Below are 17,814 nucleotides of genomic sequence, written 5' to 3'. Positions count from 1 at the left end.
TTCCACGGGTGATATCACGGGTCTGCGAAGATTAGGAAAGAGTAAGACAGTATGTCCCGCAGCATATTCCAGGGATGGCACGATCTGTCGTCCGACATGACCGCAGCTGTCGGCGGCACGCCGCTGATCCGGCTGCGTAAGGCGTCCGATCTGACAGGCTGTGATATCTACGGCAAGGCTGAGTTCATGAATCCCGGCGGTTCCGTAAAGGACAGGGCAGCGCTTGCAATCATCTCTGATGCAGAGAAAAGAGGTGTGCTGCAGCCTGGCGGCACCGTTGTGGAGGGCACGGCCGGAAATACCGGTATCGGTCTGACGCTGGTTGCCAATGCCCGGGGATATCGCTGCATTATTGTCATGCCTGAGACGCAGAGCAGGGAGAAAATCGATTTTCTCCGCATGATCGGTGCGGATCTGCGCCTTGTTCCTGCAAAACCTTACAGGGATCAGGGCAATTACGTGCATGTCTCGCGCAGGCTTGCAGAAGAGGGTGGATTCGTCTGGGCCAATCAGTTTGACAATACGGCCAACCGCGAAGGACACCGCCACACCACGGCTCAGGAAATCTGGACGCAGACCGCAGGAAAGCTTGATGCATTCACTTGCGCCTGCGGAAGCGGTGGCACTCTGGCTGGTATTGCGCTTGGCCTGAAAGATGCTGCGGAGCGTGACGGGAAGAACAAACCGAAAATCGTTCTTGCAGATCCTGAAGGCTCCGGACTTTATGGCTGGGTGAAATCAGGAGACCTGTCCGTCTCCGGCTCTTCCATCACGGAGGGAATCGGCCAGTCCCGCGTGACTGCCAATCTGGAAGGCGCACCGATCGACGACGCCGAGCGCATCCCGGACAGCGAGGCTCTGGAGATCATCTATGATCTTCTTGCGGAAGAAGGCCTGTCTGTCGGCGGCTCTTCCGGCATCAATATCGCTGCGGCCATCCGTGTGGCGAAGACACTCGGGCCGGGACACACTGTTGCGACTATTCTCGCAGATGGTGGTGCGCGGTATCAGTCAAAGCTCTTCAATCCCGAATTCCTGCGCGGGAAGGATCTTCCGGTCCCGGTCTGGATGTCCTGACAGTCCGTCCCGCCGGCAGGCACCGGCGGGTATCACTGTAACAATGGCTGCTCCGGGCAGTAATCCGGACGCGACTAAATGCAACCAAATGCAACACCTGCTGCCTTTCTCCTCATGGAAGGACTAGTATCAGGGTATGGAAACGCCTCCTCATATTCTTATCGTCGATGACGATCGTGAAATCCGTGATCTCCTGGCCAGATTCCTGGAGAGGAACCAGCTCAGGGTAACGACTGCCCGCGACGGTCGGGACGCACGACGTGCCTGGCAGAGCGGACATTATCATCTGGTCGTTCTCGACCTTATGATGCCGGGAGAACCGGGGCTGGATGTCGCGCGCTGGCTTCGTAGTCAGGGCAATGTTCCGATCATCATGCTTACGGCAATGAGCGATGAGACGGACAGGATTATCGGTCTTGAGCTGGGTGCGGATGACTATGTGGCCAAGCCGTTCAATCCCAGAGAGCTTCTGGCGCGTATCCGTGCCGTTCTCCGACGTGTTTCCGAAAATCAGGAATCCGCTCCGGGTGACGCCCGTAATCTTCGCTTTGCGGGATGGACCCTGGAGATCGCGCGCCGCAGGCTGCTGAATCCTGATGATATCGAGGTTCCCCTGACCGGCGGTGAATTTGATCTGCTGCTGGCCCTTCTGGAGCGGGCAAACCGGGTCCTTACCCGTGATATGCTCCTCGACCTCCTGCGCGGGCGACAGGCCGGACCATTCGACCGGGCGATCGACGTGGCTATCAGCCGCCTGCGCCGTAAACTTGAGGATAATGGCCGCAACGCGCAGCTGATCAAGACAGTCCGTGGCGGGGGCTACGTGCTTGCAACGGAAATTGAGCGGGTCTGAACATCTGTGTGTCTGCGCGTATGAGACTTCCCGGCTTTCTGCGATACCCTGCACGATATCTGCAGGGATCGCTTGCCGCACGGACAAGTGTTGTTCTGATCATCGGTTTTGCCGTCATTGAAATTGCCGGTCTGACCATTGAGGCAATGGACCGTATCACCTTCGATCATCAGATGGCCGAGCATCAGGCCATGTCTCATGCCCTGATGAGCTACCGTACGCTTGCGGAAACGCCGGAGAATCTTCGTGCATCCATTGTCGATACACTGGATTCACCAGGCGGATTTGACGTATCCCTCAAGAAAAAGCCCGATCCAGACCTGACCGAACGCATTCCCTTCGGAGCTTTTTCCTCCAGACTCTTCTGGGCTCTGCCGCCAAGGCCCTTCCCTGGGGAAGGCTTTCCTCCGCCATCTGAAGGGCATTTCCCCTATCACCGACCGGATTTTCATTCAGAAAATCACCACTTCCCCCCTTTCTCCATGCCGCCCGAAGGCATGCCGGGGGATATGCAGAAGAATCTGCGCTGGCATCCCAAGGAAATCCGCGCGCTTTCACGACATTCCGGAAGGAAGAGGGCCCTTGCGTTCCTGCTTCCTGACGAGCCTCTCTGGGTTCAGGTCGACTATACACTCCCCCGGGCAACGCCTTTTTCTTCTCCGACATTCCCTCTGGCTTTCGCGCTGATGACGACAGTCGGGGGCGCACTGATCATCGGTGCCGTCAGACGTCTGGTTGCGCCTGTCGGCACACTTGCTGCCGCGGCAGAAGCCCTTGTGCCGGATGACAATGCCCCTCCTCTTCCGGAGAATGGTCCTCCTGAACTGGCAAGAGCCGCTGCCGCTTTCAATGCCATGGCGACCCGGATCCGGAAATTCGTCTCAGACCGGACTCTCGTCCTGACATCAATCGGACATGACCTGAGAACTCCGATCACACGCATGAAACTTCGCGCCGAGTTCATCGAAGATGACGATATCCGGGAAAAATTTCTTTCCGATCTTAATGACCTTGCGACAATGGTGGACGCTACGCTCAGCTATGGCAGCGCCAGCTCTTCCCGTGAGCCTGTCGTTTTCATTGATCTTCATGCGCTTCTGCAGACAATTGCAGACGATATCTCGGAAAGTCGCTCAGATGCACAGGATAATCTGTTCTTTGATGACAGCGATACGGAAGGAAAGATCTTCATCCGCGGACGTCCTGTCGCTCTGAAACGTGCCTTTACCAATCTGATCGTGAATGCGCTGAATTATGGCGGGAACGCACGGATCAGCCTTATTAAAAACCCTGAAGGCTCCAGCATTATCCGGATTGACGATGACGGACCCGGACTTCCCCAGGAGGAACTGGACCGGATGTTTGAGCCATTCGTGAGAGCAGAAAAAAGCCGCAGTCGTGAAACCGGCGGTACGGGGCTTGGTCTTTCCATATCGAGAACAATTTTCCGCGGACACGGAGGAGATGTCGTTCTGGAAAACAGATCACCTCATGGTCTCAGGGCGACAGTCACACTCCCCTGAAGTTCAAGCCTCTTCAGGCTTCCGATCCGCCGGAACGGATAAAAATCCGGATGCAGAGTCCGATGCCTGAAAACGGCTTCTGAGCCGGTTGTGTCTGATCCCCCTCCGACGCATTACGCATGGATCAGGCCGGTCTCTGGAAATATCCGTCGCTCTCGGCCATAGAGAGACGCGACTGTCGTCAGGATCAGAGGTTTATGCTCCAGCGTCTTTATTCCCGCGTTCTCAGACTGGCGACGAGCCCGCAGGCTCCTGTCTGGCTTGGTGTTCTGTCCTTTGCTGAAGCAAGTGTGTTTCCTCTTCCTTCGGAGACACTTCTCGTTCCGATGACCATTGCCAGACGTGACCTCGCCTGGCGCTACGCCCTGATTGCGACCATCACCAGTGTGGCGGGAGGTATTCTCGGATGGATGATCGGCGCTCTCCTGCTGGATCTGGTGGCGAAACCGGTCATTCATTTTTACCATGCCGAGGCGACGCTGGTCTCCCTTCAGGAGAAATTCAGGGAGTGGGGCGTGTGGATCATCCTCTTCAAAGGGCTGACCCCGATTCCCTATAAATTTGTCACCATCGCCAGCGGCGCGGCGCATTTCGCACTTCTTCCGTTCATCGCCGCAAGCCTGGTCACACGAGCCGCACGTTATTTCCTGGTTGCAGGTCTTCTGAGGAAATTCGGGGCTCCGATAGAGACATTTCTTGAAAAACGCCTTCCTCTGGTGACAGGAATTTTTGCCGTTCTTCTCATCGGGGGCTTTGTTCTTCTGCGTTTTCTGTAATATCCGCTTACTGAGGCAGGGTCTTCCCATCCGCCAGGGAATTCTGTCAGCGGAACAGTGCGGATAACAGGGCAGACGGATCCCATGTCACAGACTCTTCTTGCCCTGATGCCTCATCTTGAAACGGCGGGACTCGTCCTTGTCGCGCTGCTGCAGATTCTTTTCATTCTGCGCGCGCTCTATCGACCTCACCGGCTTCCTTCCGCCCGTATTGCCTGGATCGCAGTCATCGGTGCCCTGCCGGTGATCGGTATCCTCGCCTATCTGATGATGGGAGAACTGGACCTGGGACAGGCCCGGGTCAGGCGTATCCGGGAAGCTTTCAGACGCCTTGCTCCGTCCGGCATTCACAGCGAGACTGAAGAGCTGGCCGATCCTGAAGCCGCATTCGGTATGCCGCATCATCTGGCCCCCCTGTTTCGTGTCGGACAGTCCGCCAGCGGATATGTGCCTCTTGCGGGAAATCGTGCCCGGCTTCTCAGGGACTCCGATGCAACCATCGAATCCATGGTGGTCGATATCGATGCGGCACAGGAGCACGTTCATATCAGTTTTTACATCTGGCTTGCTGATAATAACGGCCTGAAAGTCGTGCAGGCTCTGATCCGTGCGGCAAAACGCGGGGTGATCTGCCGTGTGATGGCCGATGATCTGGGATCCAGAAAACTGATCCGGTCGGACCACTGGAATACCATGAAGCAGGCCGGTGTCCGGCTGGTGCGCTCCCTGCCGATCGGCCGCAAGATCCTTCTCCCGTTCCATGGCCGTATCGACATGCGGAATCACCGCAAGATTGTCGTGATCGACAGCCGCATCACCTATTGCGGGAGCCAGAACTGCGCCGATCCCGAATTCCGGGTGAAGGCAAAATTTGCGCCATGGGTGGATATCATGGCCCGGTTCGAAGGTCCGGTGGTGATGCAGAACCAGCATCTTTTCGCCACGGACTGGATGGGACATACGGACGAGGACCTGCTTCCCCTGCTGGAACATATGCCTCATCCGGATGAAACCGGTGGTTTTGTCGCACAGGTGATCGGGACCGGCGCCGTCACGCGCTATGCCGCGATGCCGGATATGTTCGTCGCCCTGATGTATGCCGCAACGCGGGAGCTGGTGATCTCAACCCCGTATTATGTGCCTGATGAGTCGATTCAGGCCGCCCTGTGCAGCAGTGCGCGCCGGGGTGTGGCCACGACTCTCATCTTCCCGGCCCGTAATGACTCCCGTCTGGTCGGAGCATCAAGCCGCAGCTATTATCGCGATCTTCTGAGCGCGGGTGTCCGGATACTGGAATTTCCCGACGGCCTGCTGCACTCGAAAACGCTGACCATGGATGACGGCATCACGCTGATCGGTTCAGCCAATATGGACAGACGCAGCTTCGACCTCAACTTCGAGAATAACATTCTGCTCTATGACCATGAATTCACCCGTTCCGTTCGCGAACGGCAGCAGAGCTATATCGATGCCTCTCTGGAGATCACCGCAGAAGACGTCGACGGCTGGCCGAAGCATCGTGTTATTCTGAACAACCTTCTCGCAACGGCAGGACCGCTGCTCTGAGCAGATCAGGAGGGCAGTTCCTGCGTCCTGACCATACGTGCATAGAGACCGTTTGCTGCCAGAAGCTCGTTATGCGTACCGGCTTCAACAGCAACGCCCTCATCAAGAACAATAACCAGATCGGCTGAGCGTACCGTGGAAAGGCGATGTGCCACCACGATTGTCGTGCGTCCCTTACGGACGGCTCCGAGTGCCGCCTGAACCTGCGCCTCGTTTTCGCTGTCCAGGGCACTGGTTGCCTCATCCAGCAGAAGCAGGCGCGGATTACGTAGCAGGGCGCGGGCGAGTGCGATGCGCTGTCTCTGCCCGCCTGACAGACGCTGTCCGCCGGGACCGACACGGGTGTCATACCCTTCCGGCAGCAGCCGGATAAACGCATCGGCGGATGCCATTTCCGCAGCCTGATAAAGTTCATCCTCAGTCGCGCCGGGGCGTCCCATGAGAATATTCTCACGCACGGAAAGGTCGAAAAGCAGCGTGTCCTGAGACACATAGGCCAGAGCATCCCGCAACGAGTCGAGACGAAGCTCACGCAGGTCGACCCCGTCCAGAGTCACGGAGCCTGAGGTAACGTCATGCAGGCGGGGAATCAGTGAAAGAGCGGTGGATTTCCCTGCCCCGGACGGTCCGACGAGGGCCACGGTCAGACCCGGGCGCGCCTCGAAATTCAGACCTCTCAGGCCCTCCCGCCCGTCGGCGTAGCGAAAGGTCACGTCCCTGAAGACCAGATGACCATGTCCGTCCGGGAGAAGCCTGGCCGTGCTGTCCGAGCGGATGGCCGGTGCCTCATCAATGACGGAGAAAATCCGGGCCAGACCGGCCAGACCCTCCTGAAGGGCCGCATTCAATGCACCCAGCGCCCGTAATGGACGCGCGGCCAGCAGCAGCGCGGCGACAAAGCCGGAAAAGTCACCCAGCGTCGCGCCACCCATCGCGGCACGCCATCCGGCGAACCCGAGAACGGCGGCAACGGCAGACCCCCCGAGAGCCTCCAGCAGAGGATCGACCCGCGCCCGGCCTTTGACGATACGAAGAAACGCACTGTGCAGCATATCGAAAGAATGATCCGCCCGGGCGACCTCTCTGTCTTCCAGGCGATAGACCCGAACGGTTCTGGCAAGGGAGAAGCTCTCCGTCAGCAACGCCGCCGTCTGTCCCGTCTGCTCCTGCACATTGCCGGAAGCACGGCGCACACGCTTGCCAAGCTTCTGTATCGGCACCGCAGCGACCGGATAGAGCAGACCCGCAATCAGGCTGAGTTCCCAGTCCATCCAGAACATCGCCACCACCAGCCCGATGACGGTCACGACATCACCGACCGAACTGACCGCACGGATCATCGCATCGCGGATCGACACCACATCGGTCGTAAAACGCGCCGCGAGGGAGGCTGGAACCTCCTGCTCCAGACGTGAAACATCAGCCGTGCAGAGGTGGGAGAACATCTCCCCCTGCAGTCCCCGGATCACGATCAGCACCAGCCCCTGGGTGGCAAGCGTCTGACCATATTGCGCTGCTGATTTCGCAACCGTCAGTATCACGATCAGCAGAGGCACCTGATAGAGGATGCGCTCGTCATGGGTCGTAAACATGTCCAGTGCGCGCTGGATCACGAGCGGATAGAATGCTGTCAGACCGGCCGTCAGCACTGTCAGGAGAATAACCGTGCCTATGCGCCCGGGATAGCGGCTGATCTGTTCACGCCACAGGCGCCGGGACATCGTGCGGGTGTCTCCGGAGGACAGGGCTCCGGACCGTCTTTTTCCACTCATGCCGCCCGTCTATCAGCCCATCCTGTGGTGTGAAAGCCTCAGGCCGTAATCATCTGCCGCAGGAAAGTCAGACAGGCCTCCCGGTCGGGCACACAGCCCTCCTCCAGCCACCAGCCTCTTACCCGGAGAAGAATCTGTCCGATCTCCGGTCCCGGCGGCACGCCCGCAGCGACCAGATCCCGCCCGGCCAGCGGAAATACCGGCACCGGGAGCGCGGATATTCTCTCCCGCAGATTGTCCCAGCCCCGATCCTGATCACCCCCAGATTCTGCCTGAGCAAGCCAGGAGCGATCCGTCAGGGCCAGGAGCGGATAATCGGCAAGCGCCCTTATTATGTCAGTGCGGGAACTGCCCGGATGCAGCGCAGGCGTCTGTGGCAACTGGATTACGCGTCTGGCCTCTTCACGTGACAGACGAAGCCGCTCCGCAATGACTGCGCCGGAAGGGATCGTCAGGAGCGCGAACCGGAGCACCGGATCATCCGGTATGCCGCAGGCCAGAGCCCGGTTCATAAGATCAGTCCCCCTGTTGCCTCCGACAGAAATTTCCGGGAAACCGGCGTGAAGAACGCCCGTCTCTGCCATCATACCCACACCCCTGGCAGTCTGCGGACCTGAGAGAATTTTTTTCATCTCAGACCAGACACGCTCGGGAGAGAGATTTTTCAGAAGTCCGGCACCATTACGCAGGGCCGACAGCGTTGCCGTATCAGGAGCCTGCCTGCCAAATCTTCCGAAGAACCGGAAAAAACGCAGAATTCTGAGCGCGTCCTCCTCGATCCGCTTCGCCGGATCTCCTGCAAAGCGAACGATCCCTGCCTCCAGGTCCGAACAGCCGCCGAAATAGTCATAAACTCGCCCCGACCGATCGCAGGACAGCGCATTGAAAGTGAAGTCACGCCGTGCGGCATCCTCAGCCCAGTCATCAGTCCAGGCGACACGTGCATGGCGACCGTCCGTCTGCACATCCCGCCTCAGCGTCGTGATCTCACAGGGATGGCCATCCACCATGACTGTCACGGTGCCATGAGCAAGTCCCGTCGGAATGACTGAAAATCCTTTTTCCTCAAACAGACAGGCCACTTCTTCCGGCGGATACGGAGAGGCCATATCAATATCTGCCGAGGCCCGCCCGAGAATCAGATCCCTCACCGCACCGCCAACCAGCCTCGCGTCAGGGATAACCTGCCACACCGTTTCCGGAACATGCCTGTGCATCAGCCCGTCAAGACTGATTTTCATCAGCATCCGGCGTCATGGCAGGAGGTACCGCAACTGAGCGGAAAGAAAAGACCGCGGCTCCAGACGCCAAAACAGGATTTTCCGCGCCAGACCCCGGGCTCCGCCAAGGCCGCGAGCTCATACCATACCGGACGGCTCAGCCTTGCCTCGATCGGAAACTTTCCCGCTCCGGGACGCACCAGAACAGCCGGGGGAGAAACGCCCTCGCACTCACCCTGATGTTTTTCCCAGTCCATTCTCAGCCCGTGATCCGGACCCAGCTCGACGATCTGATCCACATTCGTACGAAAAACCAGTTCCTGCTGCCGTCCTGCTCCGCACCATTGCAGTGAAATCGCTGTAAACGGGGTATCCTCCACCTCGATGGTTCCGCATTCTGACGGAGTCGTCAGCCAGAACAGGCCCTTCTCGTCACGTGTCAGGGCGGAGGCAAACAGACAGACAAGCGCCTTTCGCTTTACCGGACTTCCGCGGTAGAGCCAGACGCCGTCACGACGGATCAGAAACGGCAGTTTTCCGCAATCCTGAGGACCGGCACCCCGCCGGGGATTTTTCTCCTGCATGCCGCCGGAGCAGCAGGGCAGACCTGCATCATCAGTTTCGATGGACACGTTCAGTTAACCCGATGCTGTTTCTCTGTATCCGTTCCCCCGATATAGGGTGCCATACCCATCTGATGTAACCCCCCTTGATGTCAGCCCAGGACGTGTCAGACTGAGACCATGACCACAGACTCCTCTGCAGCTTCCGCATTCCCCACCCCCGGCCAGGAACTCGCGCAGTTCGCCGATTCCGTCAGTCGCGCACTCCGGAGCGTCCGGGAAGAGACCGGCCGGATCATCCTCGGACAGCGGGATGTGATCGATCAGACGCTGATCAGTATTCTTTCCGGCGGACATGCGCTGCTGGTCGGCGCTCCCGGGCTTGGCAAGACGCTGCTGGTCAGCACGCTCGGCACGGTGCTTGGCCTTGATTCCCGCAGGGTCCAGTTTACCCCTGACCTGATGCCTTCGGATATTACCGGCAGTGAGATTCTCGACGAGGACGCCTCCGGCCACCGGAGTTTCCGTTTCGTGCCGGGTCCGGTTTTCTGCCAGCTCCTCATGGCTGATGAGATCAACCGCGCCAGTCCGCGGACTCAGTCCGCATTGCTGCAGGCCATGCAGGAACGGAAAGTGACCGTTGCCGGCGCGGAACACCCCCTGCCCGCCCCCTTCCATGTCCTCGCCACCCAGAATCCTGTCGAGCAGGAAGGCACGTATCCCCTGCCGGAAGCGCAGCTCGATCGTTTTCTGCTGCAGATTCAGCTGACCTTCCCCGCTCGCGATGACGAACGGGCAATGCTTCTGGCCACAACGGGACAGAACGTTGCACAGCCGAGGCAGATTCTTACAGCGGAGCAGGTGGCACAGGCACAGCAGGTCGTGCGTGCCCTGCCCGTCGGTGACAGGATTGTGGATGCCATCCTCTCCCTCGTCCGCAGCGCACGCCCGGAAACCTCTGATCTGCCGTTCGTGCGTGAAAATGTCGCATGGGGTCCAGGGCCGCGTGCCGCACAGAGCCTGATGCTTGCCACCCGCGCGCGCGCGCTCCTGGACGGACGTCTTTCTCCCGGCCTGGAAGATGTAATCGCGCTGGCCGGGCCGGTTCTGGCGCACCGTATGGCCCTCACCTTCCCGGCGAGGGCAAAGTCCGTGACGGTCAGTGCGGTCGTCGGAGAGCTTACCGGCAGGCTCGGATAATTGACGGTGGCCGTCAGTGACAGGTTGCGTCGTATATTCAGGAGGTCGTCCTTCTCCGGTGGTGATATCCCGCCCTCTGGAGAGAGCCGTTCAGCCACGCCCGAAGATGCGTCCGCACTTGCCGCCCGGCTTCCGGCCATAACCCTTCAGGCAGAACGGATTGCCGCCAGTCTGACGGCAGGGCTGCACGGGCAGCGCCGCTCCGGTCAGGGGGAATCATTCTGGCAGTATCGCCCGGCCCAGCCCGGAGAGCCTGCAAATCGTATAGACTGGCGTCAGTCTGCAAGAAGCGACCGGGCATGGGTTCGTGAGACCGAAGCTGAAAGTGCCGGAACGGTTCTTCTCTGGTGCGATCTGTCCGCCTCCATGCGCTGGCGCTCTGCAGACGTGCTTCCGGAGAAGCAGGACCGCGCACTGCTGATGCTGCTGGCCGCAGGGATTGCCCTGCATCGTGGCGGAGAGCGTGTGCGGCTTCTTTCACCGGATGGTCCGGCCGGACTGCCTCCGGGCGGCACGTTTGCCTCCCGTCTGGCCGCCGGATGGGCCATGATGGCGGATGCATCCGGTGCAGGGCAGCACTCCCTGCCGGACCAGGCAATTCTGCCTCGCAATGCCCGGCTGGTTGTCGCCAGCGACTTCCTCTGCACTGTCGAGGAGACTGCATCGTTCCTGCAGCATGTGACATCCTCAGGCAATGCGGCCCATCTCCTGCAGATCATGGATCCTGCGGAGGAAACCCTGCCCTGGACAGGTCATATGCGCTTTACGGGCATGGAAGGAGAAGAGGCGGTCGTTCTGCCGGATGTCTCCGCCATGAGGGCAGATTACGAAGCCTTGCTTCAGGCCAGAGAAACCCTGCTGATGCGTCATGCTACGGAAAGCGGGCATGGTATCATCCTGCACCGGACGGATTCCGCGCCGGAAACCGCATTGCTGACTCTGCATCAGCAGATGTCCGGCCGCTTTTCCGGAGGCTGATTCCGTGACGTTTGCCTTACCGGCCCTGCTGTTCGCCGCTTTTGCCATTCCGCTGATCTGGCTGATCCTGCGCGCCCGTCCGCCCTCACCGGAAACCCGGAGTTTTCCGCCTGTTGCACTGCTGGCCCGCCTGTCTCCCTCCCGGCCACAAAGCGCGAAGCCGCCGGTCCTGCTTTTTCTGCTCCGTGCTCTTGCGCTGGCCTGCGTCATCATCGGTCTGGCCGGTCCGTTTATCCCGGGAACGCGTCTGACACTTGGTGGTACAGGCAATATCCTTCTGGTTCTGGATGACGGGATGATGTCGGCGCCGGGCTGGAATGAACGCATCTCCGCGATGAACAGCATCCTCGACGATGCGGCGCGGATGCATCGTAATATCGTTTTTCTCCGCACTGCGGATCTGACGGAAGAGGATGAACATCCCGCCCTGCTGAAAGCCAGAGCGGCAACGGAAGTCAGTCATGATCTGGAGACGCTGCGCCCGTCTGCCTGGCCGTCCGACCGCGCACTTGCCACGAAGCGCCTCCTGAAGCTCGGCGATGCGAATATCGGAACGGTCGTCTATCTTTCCGACGGTATCGCCTCTGCTGCGGATGATATGTTCCGGACAGCACTGCAGAAATCCGGGCAGGTCAGTGAAATCAGACCTGCCGGATATCGCCCTGTCGTTCTGGCCCCGTCAGCGCAGCGCAACGACAAGGCCTTAGCCCGGCTGATCACCCTTCCGGCAACCGAGACCACACGGATGCGGGTCCGTGCCCGGGACAGGACCGGAGGAACGCTCGCGGTCGCGGATGTTTCCCTGCCTCCGGACAACAGGGAGACGCAGATTCTGATGCCGGATCTGCCATCCGTTATGAGAAATCAGATAGATACGCTGACGGTTGACGGACAGGCTTCCGTTCCTTCCGTTCTGATTTTTGATGACGGAGATCGCCTCCGCCCTGTCGGCCTCCTCACCACCGGCGGCGGAGATACGCCTCTCATCGGCAGTCAGTTCTACCTTCGCCGTGCATTGTCTTCCGCAGCAGAACTGCAGACCGGTTCCGTTGATTCCCTGCTTTCCCGCCCTCTCTCGGTGCTTATCGCTCCGGATGGCACCCTCTCCGGACCGGATATCAGGCAACGTGTTGCAGCCTGGGTGAAAAACGGCGGCACGCTGATCCGTTTTGCGGGGACCACACTCTCGGCAGGGCAGGAAAACATGACCGAGGAACCGGAGCAGGCTGATAAACCCTGCCCGGCGGAGCAGACGCTCCTGCCTGTCTGCCTGATGGCCGGATCCCGACAGCTCGGCGGCGCCATGTCCTGGGGCAGTCCGCAGCCTCTGGCACCGTTTGCTGCGGATTCAGTCTTCCACGATCTTGCCATACCAAAAGACGTGACAGTCTCAAGACAGGTTCTTGCCCGCCCGGCTTCCGATCTCAATACCCATACCTGGGCGCGTCTGGCCGACGGGACACCTCTGGTCACGCATATCAGTCTCGGCAAGGGTGAGATCGTGCTCTTCCACGTCACTGCCACGGCTGACTGGTCAAACCTCCCTCTCTCAGGGCTGTTCGTCTCCATGCTCGAACGGCTGTCAGATCGTGCAAACGGTGTGGAAATCCCGTCTGACACAACGATTCTGGCTCCGGTCCTGACGCTGGATGGTGACGGAATTCCCGGAGCCGCACCGCCACAGGCAAAAGGACTGCCCGCATCTGCTTTCGGCAGCACTCCGGTTTCCCGTGCACATCCGGCAGGGCTTTACGGCAGCAGCGCATCACGCCGCGCCCTCAATGCCGGTGCAACCCTGACCCGTCTTGATCCGGAAAAGCTGAGCGGTTCACTGAGCGACACCTCCCGGCATCATCCCGACAGAAAATATGGTCAGTTTTTCCTGATCGCCGCCTTCCTGCTCCTTCTCGCGGATCAGATGATCATGCTCGCCGCCCGGCTGAGGCTGAGCCTGAAACGTCGGCATCTTGCCGCTCTCGCGCTTATTCCGCTGATGGTCCTGCCATATTCCGGACATGCACAGGACAGCACGGCGGCACCTCCGGCCGATACACCGGCTCAGAATCACCCGGACGTCCCGCCTGCCGCCATCAGTACGCGACTTGCCTATGTCATTACGGGAAATGACGAGACAGACACCGCATCCCGCCAGGGGCTGCAGGGCCTCTCGACCTATGTCAACGCCCGCACATCTGCCAGTCTCGGGCCGCCGGACGGTGTTCATCCCGGCACGGATGACCTGTCCTTCTACCCGCTGCTTTACTGGCCGGTCCGGCCCGATGCTGAAGTCACGCCGGCCTTTACCTCCGCACTGACCTCTTTTATGGCTCATGGCGGAATCCTGATGATCGATACCCAGCGCACGGAAGATGACTCCGCCTCTCCGGCCCTGCTGAGAAAGGTGACGGCAGGGTTGCCGGTCCCGGCGCTGAAACACCTTGATGACCATCATGTTCTGGCCCACACATTCTATCTTCTGCATGATTTTCCCGGTCGGTATGCCGGTCGGCCGGTATGGGTGGCAAAGGAAGGCGACACCGGGAATGACGAGGTCAGTCCGGTCATCATCGGCTCGGCAGACTGGGCGCGCGCCTGGGCGACGGATTCCGCCGGAGACACTCTTTTCGCACTGTTCCCTGGCGGCGATGATCAGCGTCAGGCCGCCTGCCGTTTCGGAGTCAACGCCGTGATCTATGCCCTGACCGGAAACTACAAGGGCGATCAGGTCCATGTGCCCGAAATCCTGAAGCGTCTGGGGGAGTAAGGCTCCCATGGGTTCCTACGGTTCGCTGATTTTCTCGCCACTTATTCCACTGCCTGCTCTGATTTTTCTGGGAGTGGTCTGCGTTGCTCTGACCATCGCAGGATTCTTTGTCCGGCTGCGCGGTGGAATCATTCGTCTGATCGTCTCGGCAATCCTGCTTGCATGGCTCTCCGGTCCCCGTCTCCTGAAGGAACAGCATCACGGGCTTCCCCAGACGGCGCTCGTGCTTGTTGACGACTCTCCGTCCATGAGTTTGCGCTCCCGCAGTGAGATTGCCCGGGCCGCAGCGACCGCACTGGGCACACATCCGGATAATCTGCTCCTTCGGGTTGTCCCCGTCCGCAGCAGCCACGGGCATGGCACGCGCCTGATGGAAGCTCTTGATCAGGCCGGTGCCGATATCCCGCCCGGTCAGTTTGCAGGGGCGGTGATGATTACGGATGGTCAGGTTGCCGACGCCGTCACCCGCCTGCCCGAGCGGCTGCAGCCACATGACAAAGATGGCCACCGAACCGTACTCCCTCTGCATGTTCTGCTGACGGCAAAAGGAGAGGAAACGGACAGACGCCTGCGGATTCTTCAGGCCCCGCCCTATACAGTGACAGGACATCCCGCGGCCCTGCGCGTTCAGGTGGATGACAGCGGACCAGGCACGGCAGCCGGAACGCCTCTCACACTGACGGTCCGCGAGGATGGCGGAGAACCTGTTGAAATCCCTGTAAAAACAGGAGCTCCGCAGGATATTTCCCTGCCGGTCACTCACCCCGGAGAAACGCTGATCAGTCTTTCGGCCCAGCCTCTGCCCGGGGAGGTCTCAACGATCAACAACCAGGACGTCGTATCCGTCACAGGTGTCCGGGATCGCCTCAAGGTTCTGCTGGTGTCCGGTGCTCCCAATCAGGGGGAACGCGTCTGGCGAAGGCTTCTCAAGGCAGACCCCTCGGTCGATCTGGTGCACTTCACCATCCTGCGCCCCCCCGGCAAGGATGACGGCACACCTCTGTCCGAACTTGCCCTCATTCCTTTTCCTGTTCGTGAGCTCTTTCACGACAAGATTCGCCAGTTCGATCTGATCATCCTTGACGGATTTGAGAACGATCACATCCTGCCGACGCTCTACATGCAGAATATCGCCCGCTACGTACAGGAAGGTGGCGGACTGTTTCTGATTGCCGGACCGGAATTCACCGGACCCGGCTCGCTGCAGGATTCGCCCGTCGGAGATGTCCTGCCTGCAAGAGTTGCGCCGGGGAATGACAGCATCGTCATCCGTCGTTTCCGGCCGGAGCTTACCCCGGAAGGTCGCCGCCACCCGGTCACATCAGGCCTCTCCGGTGCTCCGGCAGGCGGCGGTACTGCCAGGGGTGGTGAGTGGGGACCGTGGTATCGCTACCTCCATACGGAAAGCAGCGAGGGCGATGTGCTGATGAATGCAGCGGATAACTCCCCGCTGCTGCTGCTCAATCATGTCCGTCAGGGACGTGTCGCGCTGCTGCTGTCCGATCAGATATGGCTCTGGTCACGCGGAGAGGACGGCGGTGGTCCCCAGGCTGAGCTTCTGAGGCGGATTTCGCACTGGCTGATGAAGGAGCCAGATCTTGAGGAAAACCGCCTTGAGGCCCGCTTCGTCCAGGATGATCTGCGGATAACCCTGCACAGTGCCCGCGATACCCTGCCCTCCGCCGTTGTAGTCACCGCACCGGATGGTAAAGAAACCCGCCTTCCTCTGGCGGCACCTTCCACTGGCTCCGCAAGCGTTCATATGGCGGCAACAGAACCTGGAATCTGGGTGGTGTCCGATGGTGTCCATCGTGTCTTCGCTGCGCCGGGGCAGAACGATCCTGCCGAATTCGGGGAACTTCAGGCGACGGCGGCAAAGCTGCGCCCCGTCGTTCAGGCCAGCGGAGGCAGCATCACCTGGCTTGGAGATAATCCGGCTTCGATTTCGGTTCCGGCAATGGCCGTCGTATCCCCGGGACAGTCGCTTTCCTCAGCCGGACGCAGCGCCTTTCCGGAACGCGGCGCCCATATCACGACCGGCAGCAGCAGTACGCCTCTGCTGCCTTCTTGGCTCATACTCCTGCTTGTGCTGATCCTGCTTCCTGTTGCATGGTGGCGGGAGGAGCGTTTCTGACCTGAGTCATTGACGTTTCGTAAATCTCCCGGTGACCGGGATCCTGTTTCTGCGTTATAGAGTCCGTATGTCCGATTTGCGTAAAACAGCTTCCCGTTCCCTTCTCAACCGGGCCTTCGCAGTCTCGCTGATGACGGTTGCGGCCTCCGTGGTCATTCCTGTCCATCATGCCTGGGCGCAGAGCGCGGATGATGAGGATGAGGCTGAGGCGCAGGCAGATGCCGAAGCCGCTGCAAAAAAATCGGAAGCCCGCCGTGCTGCACGTGCCGCAGCACCGCCGGATGCGCTGCCAGGCGCCAGATCTTCAGACGAGGATAACAGCCGTTCCAACACCGATCTGGAACCGACTGCAGCGCTCTTTGATGCGATCGACCACGGATCCCTCAGCGCTGCCCGCGATGCCGTCAATCGCGGAGCGGATCTCGAGCAGAAGAACGTTCTCGGACAGACCCCGCTGGATGCCTCCATCGATCTGAACAGGAACGATATCACGTTCTTCCTTCTCTCCATGCGTTCGCTTGAGCCCGATACGGGCGTCATGACAGCCAGCACGTCACACGGATCAGTGAAGGTGAGCAACGGTTCAGGCCATATCAATATAGGTGGTCGATCCTCCGTCGGCCCGACCCATCCGGCTGTGCGTCGCCACATCGGTGGCGGTACTCCAGCCCCGGCCGAGGGCTTCCTCGGTTTCGACGGTAGCTGATCGTCGGAATATCCTATACCCCCCGAACAGACGGATCATCACCGGAATGATCAGGAAAGTGACAAGACCGCTCAGCCCCACACTCAGCGCTGTAAAAGCGGTTCCGGCCAGCAGTCCGTGCGCACGCCTCCCAATCACTGCATGCCTCCCCTGTCTCGGCCGCCAGATACCACTCCCAGAATTGCAAAAATGCGTGCCAGTGCCGGAACACCTCCGAACTGTCTTGCAGTGCCTATCGCAATCGGCTTGGTAACAACCTTTGGTGCCATAGACGGAGCTACTTCATAAGCCCCGCCAAGCAGCAGAACCGGCACGGTAGCACTACCTGCCAAAGTTACGGCTCCGACCATCAGCGGCCGCGTCATTGCCTGAAGACTACGCAGAATAAGCTGGGATCTCTGCAAGGGGGATGACCAGGGCGTTGCCGCTGGTCCAGCAGAAAGTGAATGATTCTTACGTTGCCAAAATAGTCCTCGCACGCCGTGCTGGTCAGGGAAAGAAGAGTGAACAGGGCCAGGATGCCAACAAGCGCAGGATTGCGCCAGGGCGTCTGACCATAGCGACTCCACAACCTGATACCAACCGTTGATTGCTAGAACCTATGTGCCCAATTGCGCAGTCCGATTGACATGATGCGCCAAGGTTGTTCGACGATCTGGTTCCAGGCATGGCAGGCGATATC

Annotated in this window: 15 protein-coding genes; 10 read left to right on the top strand and 5 right to left on the bottom strand. The window is 59.7% G+C overall.

Annotation, left to right across the window (positions count from 1 at the left end):
- The first annotated feature begins 51 nt into the window (after positions 1 to 51).
- From LOC54_RS04810 to cls, 5 genes are all read left to right on the top strand, one after another.
- The gene (locus LOC54_RS04810; protein ID WP_279312700.1) at positions 52 to 1,077 is read left to right on the top strand and encodes a cysteine synthase A; all 1,026 of its coding nucleotides are present in this window, start codon (positions 52 to 54) and stop codon (positions 1,075 to 1,077) included.
- A gap of 136 nt (positions 1,078 to 1,213) precedes the next feature.
- Positions 1,214 to 1,930 (top strand): response regulator, encoded by a 717-nt coding sequence (locus tag LOC54_RS04805; protein WP_279312699.1) that lies wholly within the window; start codon positions 1,214 to 1,216, stop codon positions 1,928 to 1,930.
- Positions 1,931 to 1,938: 8 nt separating this feature from the next.
- Complete coding sequence (locus tag LOC54_RS04800) at positions 1,939 to 3,453, top strand: ATP-binding protein (protein WP_347709387.1); 1,515 nt, start codon at positions 1,939 to 1,941, stop codon at positions 3,451 to 3,453.
- Positions 3,454 to 3,650: 197 nt separating this feature from the next.
- Positions 3,651 to 4,229, top strand: a complete 579-nt coding sequence (locus tag LOC54_RS04795; RefSeq protein ID WP_279312698.1) for a DedA family protein — start codon at positions 3,651 to 3,653, stop codon at positions 4,227 to 4,229.
- 84 nt (positions 4,230 to 4,313) lie between these two features.
- A complete protein-coding gene (gene cls / locus LOC54_RS04790; RefSeq protein ID WP_279312697.1) occupies positions 4,314 to 5,795 on the top strand; it encodes a cardiolipin synthase in 1,482 nt (493 codons plus the stop codon).
- A gap of 5 nt (positions 5,796 to 5,800) precedes the next feature.
- On the opposite strand, the gene LOC54_RS04785 is transcribed toward cls, so the two are convergent.
- The 3 genes from LOC54_RS04785 to LOC54_RS04775 are packed head-to-tail and all read right to left on the bottom strand — an operon-like array spanning position 5,801 to position 9,371.
- A complete protein-coding gene (locus tag LOC54_RS04785) occupies positions 5,801 to 7,567 on the bottom strand; it encodes an ABC transporter ATP-binding protein (protein ID WP_279312696.1) in 1,767 nt (588 codons plus the stop codon).
- A 38-nt stretch (positions 7,568 to 7,605) separates the two neighbouring features.
- Positions 7,606 to 8,808, bottom strand: coding sequence for a CCA tRNA nucleotidyltransferase (locus tag LOC54_RS04780; RefSeq protein ID WP_279312695.1), 1,203 nt, complete (start codon positions 8,806 to 8,808; stop codon positions 7,606 to 7,608).
- Positions 8,808 to 9,371: a DUF1285 domain-containing protein gene (locus tag LOC54_RS04775; RefSeq protein ID WP_279312711.1), complete on the bottom strand. Its 564-nt coding sequence runs from the start codon at positions 9,369 to 9,371 to the stop codon at positions 8,808 to 8,810. Before LOC54_RS04775 ends, LOC54_RS04780 begins: the two co-directional genes overlap by 1 nt.
- 159 nt (positions 9,372 to 9,530) lie before the next feature.
- Between LOC54_RS04775 and LOC54_RS04770 the strand changes: the two genes are divergently transcribed.
- The 5 genes from LOC54_RS04770 to LOC54_RS04750 all read left to right on the top strand — a co-directional run bounded on the left by LOC54_RS04770 (position 9,531) and on the right by LOC54_RS04750 (position 17,132).
- On the top strand, positions 9,531 to 10,550 hold the full coding sequence (locus LOC54_RS04770) for a MoxR family ATPase (RefSeq protein WP_279312694.1): 1,020 nt from the start codon (positions 9,531 to 9,533) through the stop codon (positions 10,548 to 10,550).
- A 6-nt stretch (positions 10,551 to 10,556) separates the two neighbouring features.
- On the top strand, positions 10,557 to 11,528 hold the full coding sequence (locus tag LOC54_RS04765) for a DUF58 domain-containing protein (RefSeq protein WP_279312693.1): 972 nt from the start codon (positions 10,557 to 10,559) through the stop codon (positions 11,526 to 11,528).
- A 4-nt stretch (positions 11,529 to 11,532) separates the two neighbouring features.
- On the top strand, positions 11,533 to 14,292 hold the full coding sequence (locus LOC54_RS04760) for a DUF4159 domain-containing protein (RefSeq protein WP_279312692.1): 2,760 nt from the start codon (positions 11,533 to 11,535) through the stop codon (positions 14,290 to 14,292).
- A gap of 7 nt (positions 14,293 to 14,299) precedes the next feature.
- Complete coding sequence (locus tag LOC54_RS04755; RefSeq protein ID WP_279312691.1) at positions 14,300 to 16,426, top strand: VWA domain-containing protein; 2,127 nt, start codon at positions 14,300 to 14,302, stop codon at positions 16,424 to 16,426.
- A 67-nt stretch (positions 16,427 to 16,493) separates the two neighbouring features.
- Positions 16,494 to 17,132 carry an ankyrin repeat domain-containing protein gene (locus LOC54_RS04750; RefSeq protein ID WP_279312690.1) on the top strand — a complete coding sequence of 213 codons (639 nt, stop codon included), beginning with the start codon at positions 16,494 to 16,496 and terminating at the stop codon, positions 17,130 to 17,132.
- Between the two features lie 134 nt (positions 17,133 to 17,266).
- On the opposite strand, the gene LOC54_RS12345 is transcribed toward LOC54_RS04750, so the two are convergent.
- The gene (locus LOC54_RS12345; RefSeq protein WP_408740294.1) at positions 17,267 to 17,536 is read right to left on the bottom strand and encodes an LrgB family protein; all 270 of its coding nucleotides are present in this window, start codon (positions 17,534 to 17,536) and stop codon (positions 17,267 to 17,269) included.
- Positions 17,494 to 17,703, bottom strand: a complete 210-nt coding sequence (locus tag LOC54_RS12340; RefSeq protein ID WP_408740293.1) for a hypothetical protein — start codon at positions 17,701 to 17,703, stop codon at positions 17,494 to 17,496. Before LOC54_RS12340 ends, LOC54_RS12345 begins: the two co-directional genes overlap by 43 nt.
- Positions 17,704 to 17,814: the final 111 nt, after the last annotated feature.

The sequence above is a fragment of the Acetobacter sp. AN02 genome, assembly GCF_029759835.1.
GTDB lineage: Bacteria > Pseudomonadota > Alphaproteobacteria > Acetobacterales > Acetobacteraceae > Acetobacter.
Note: the sequence above shows the minus strand (reverse complement) of the source record. Positions and strands in the feature narration are given on the sequence as shown.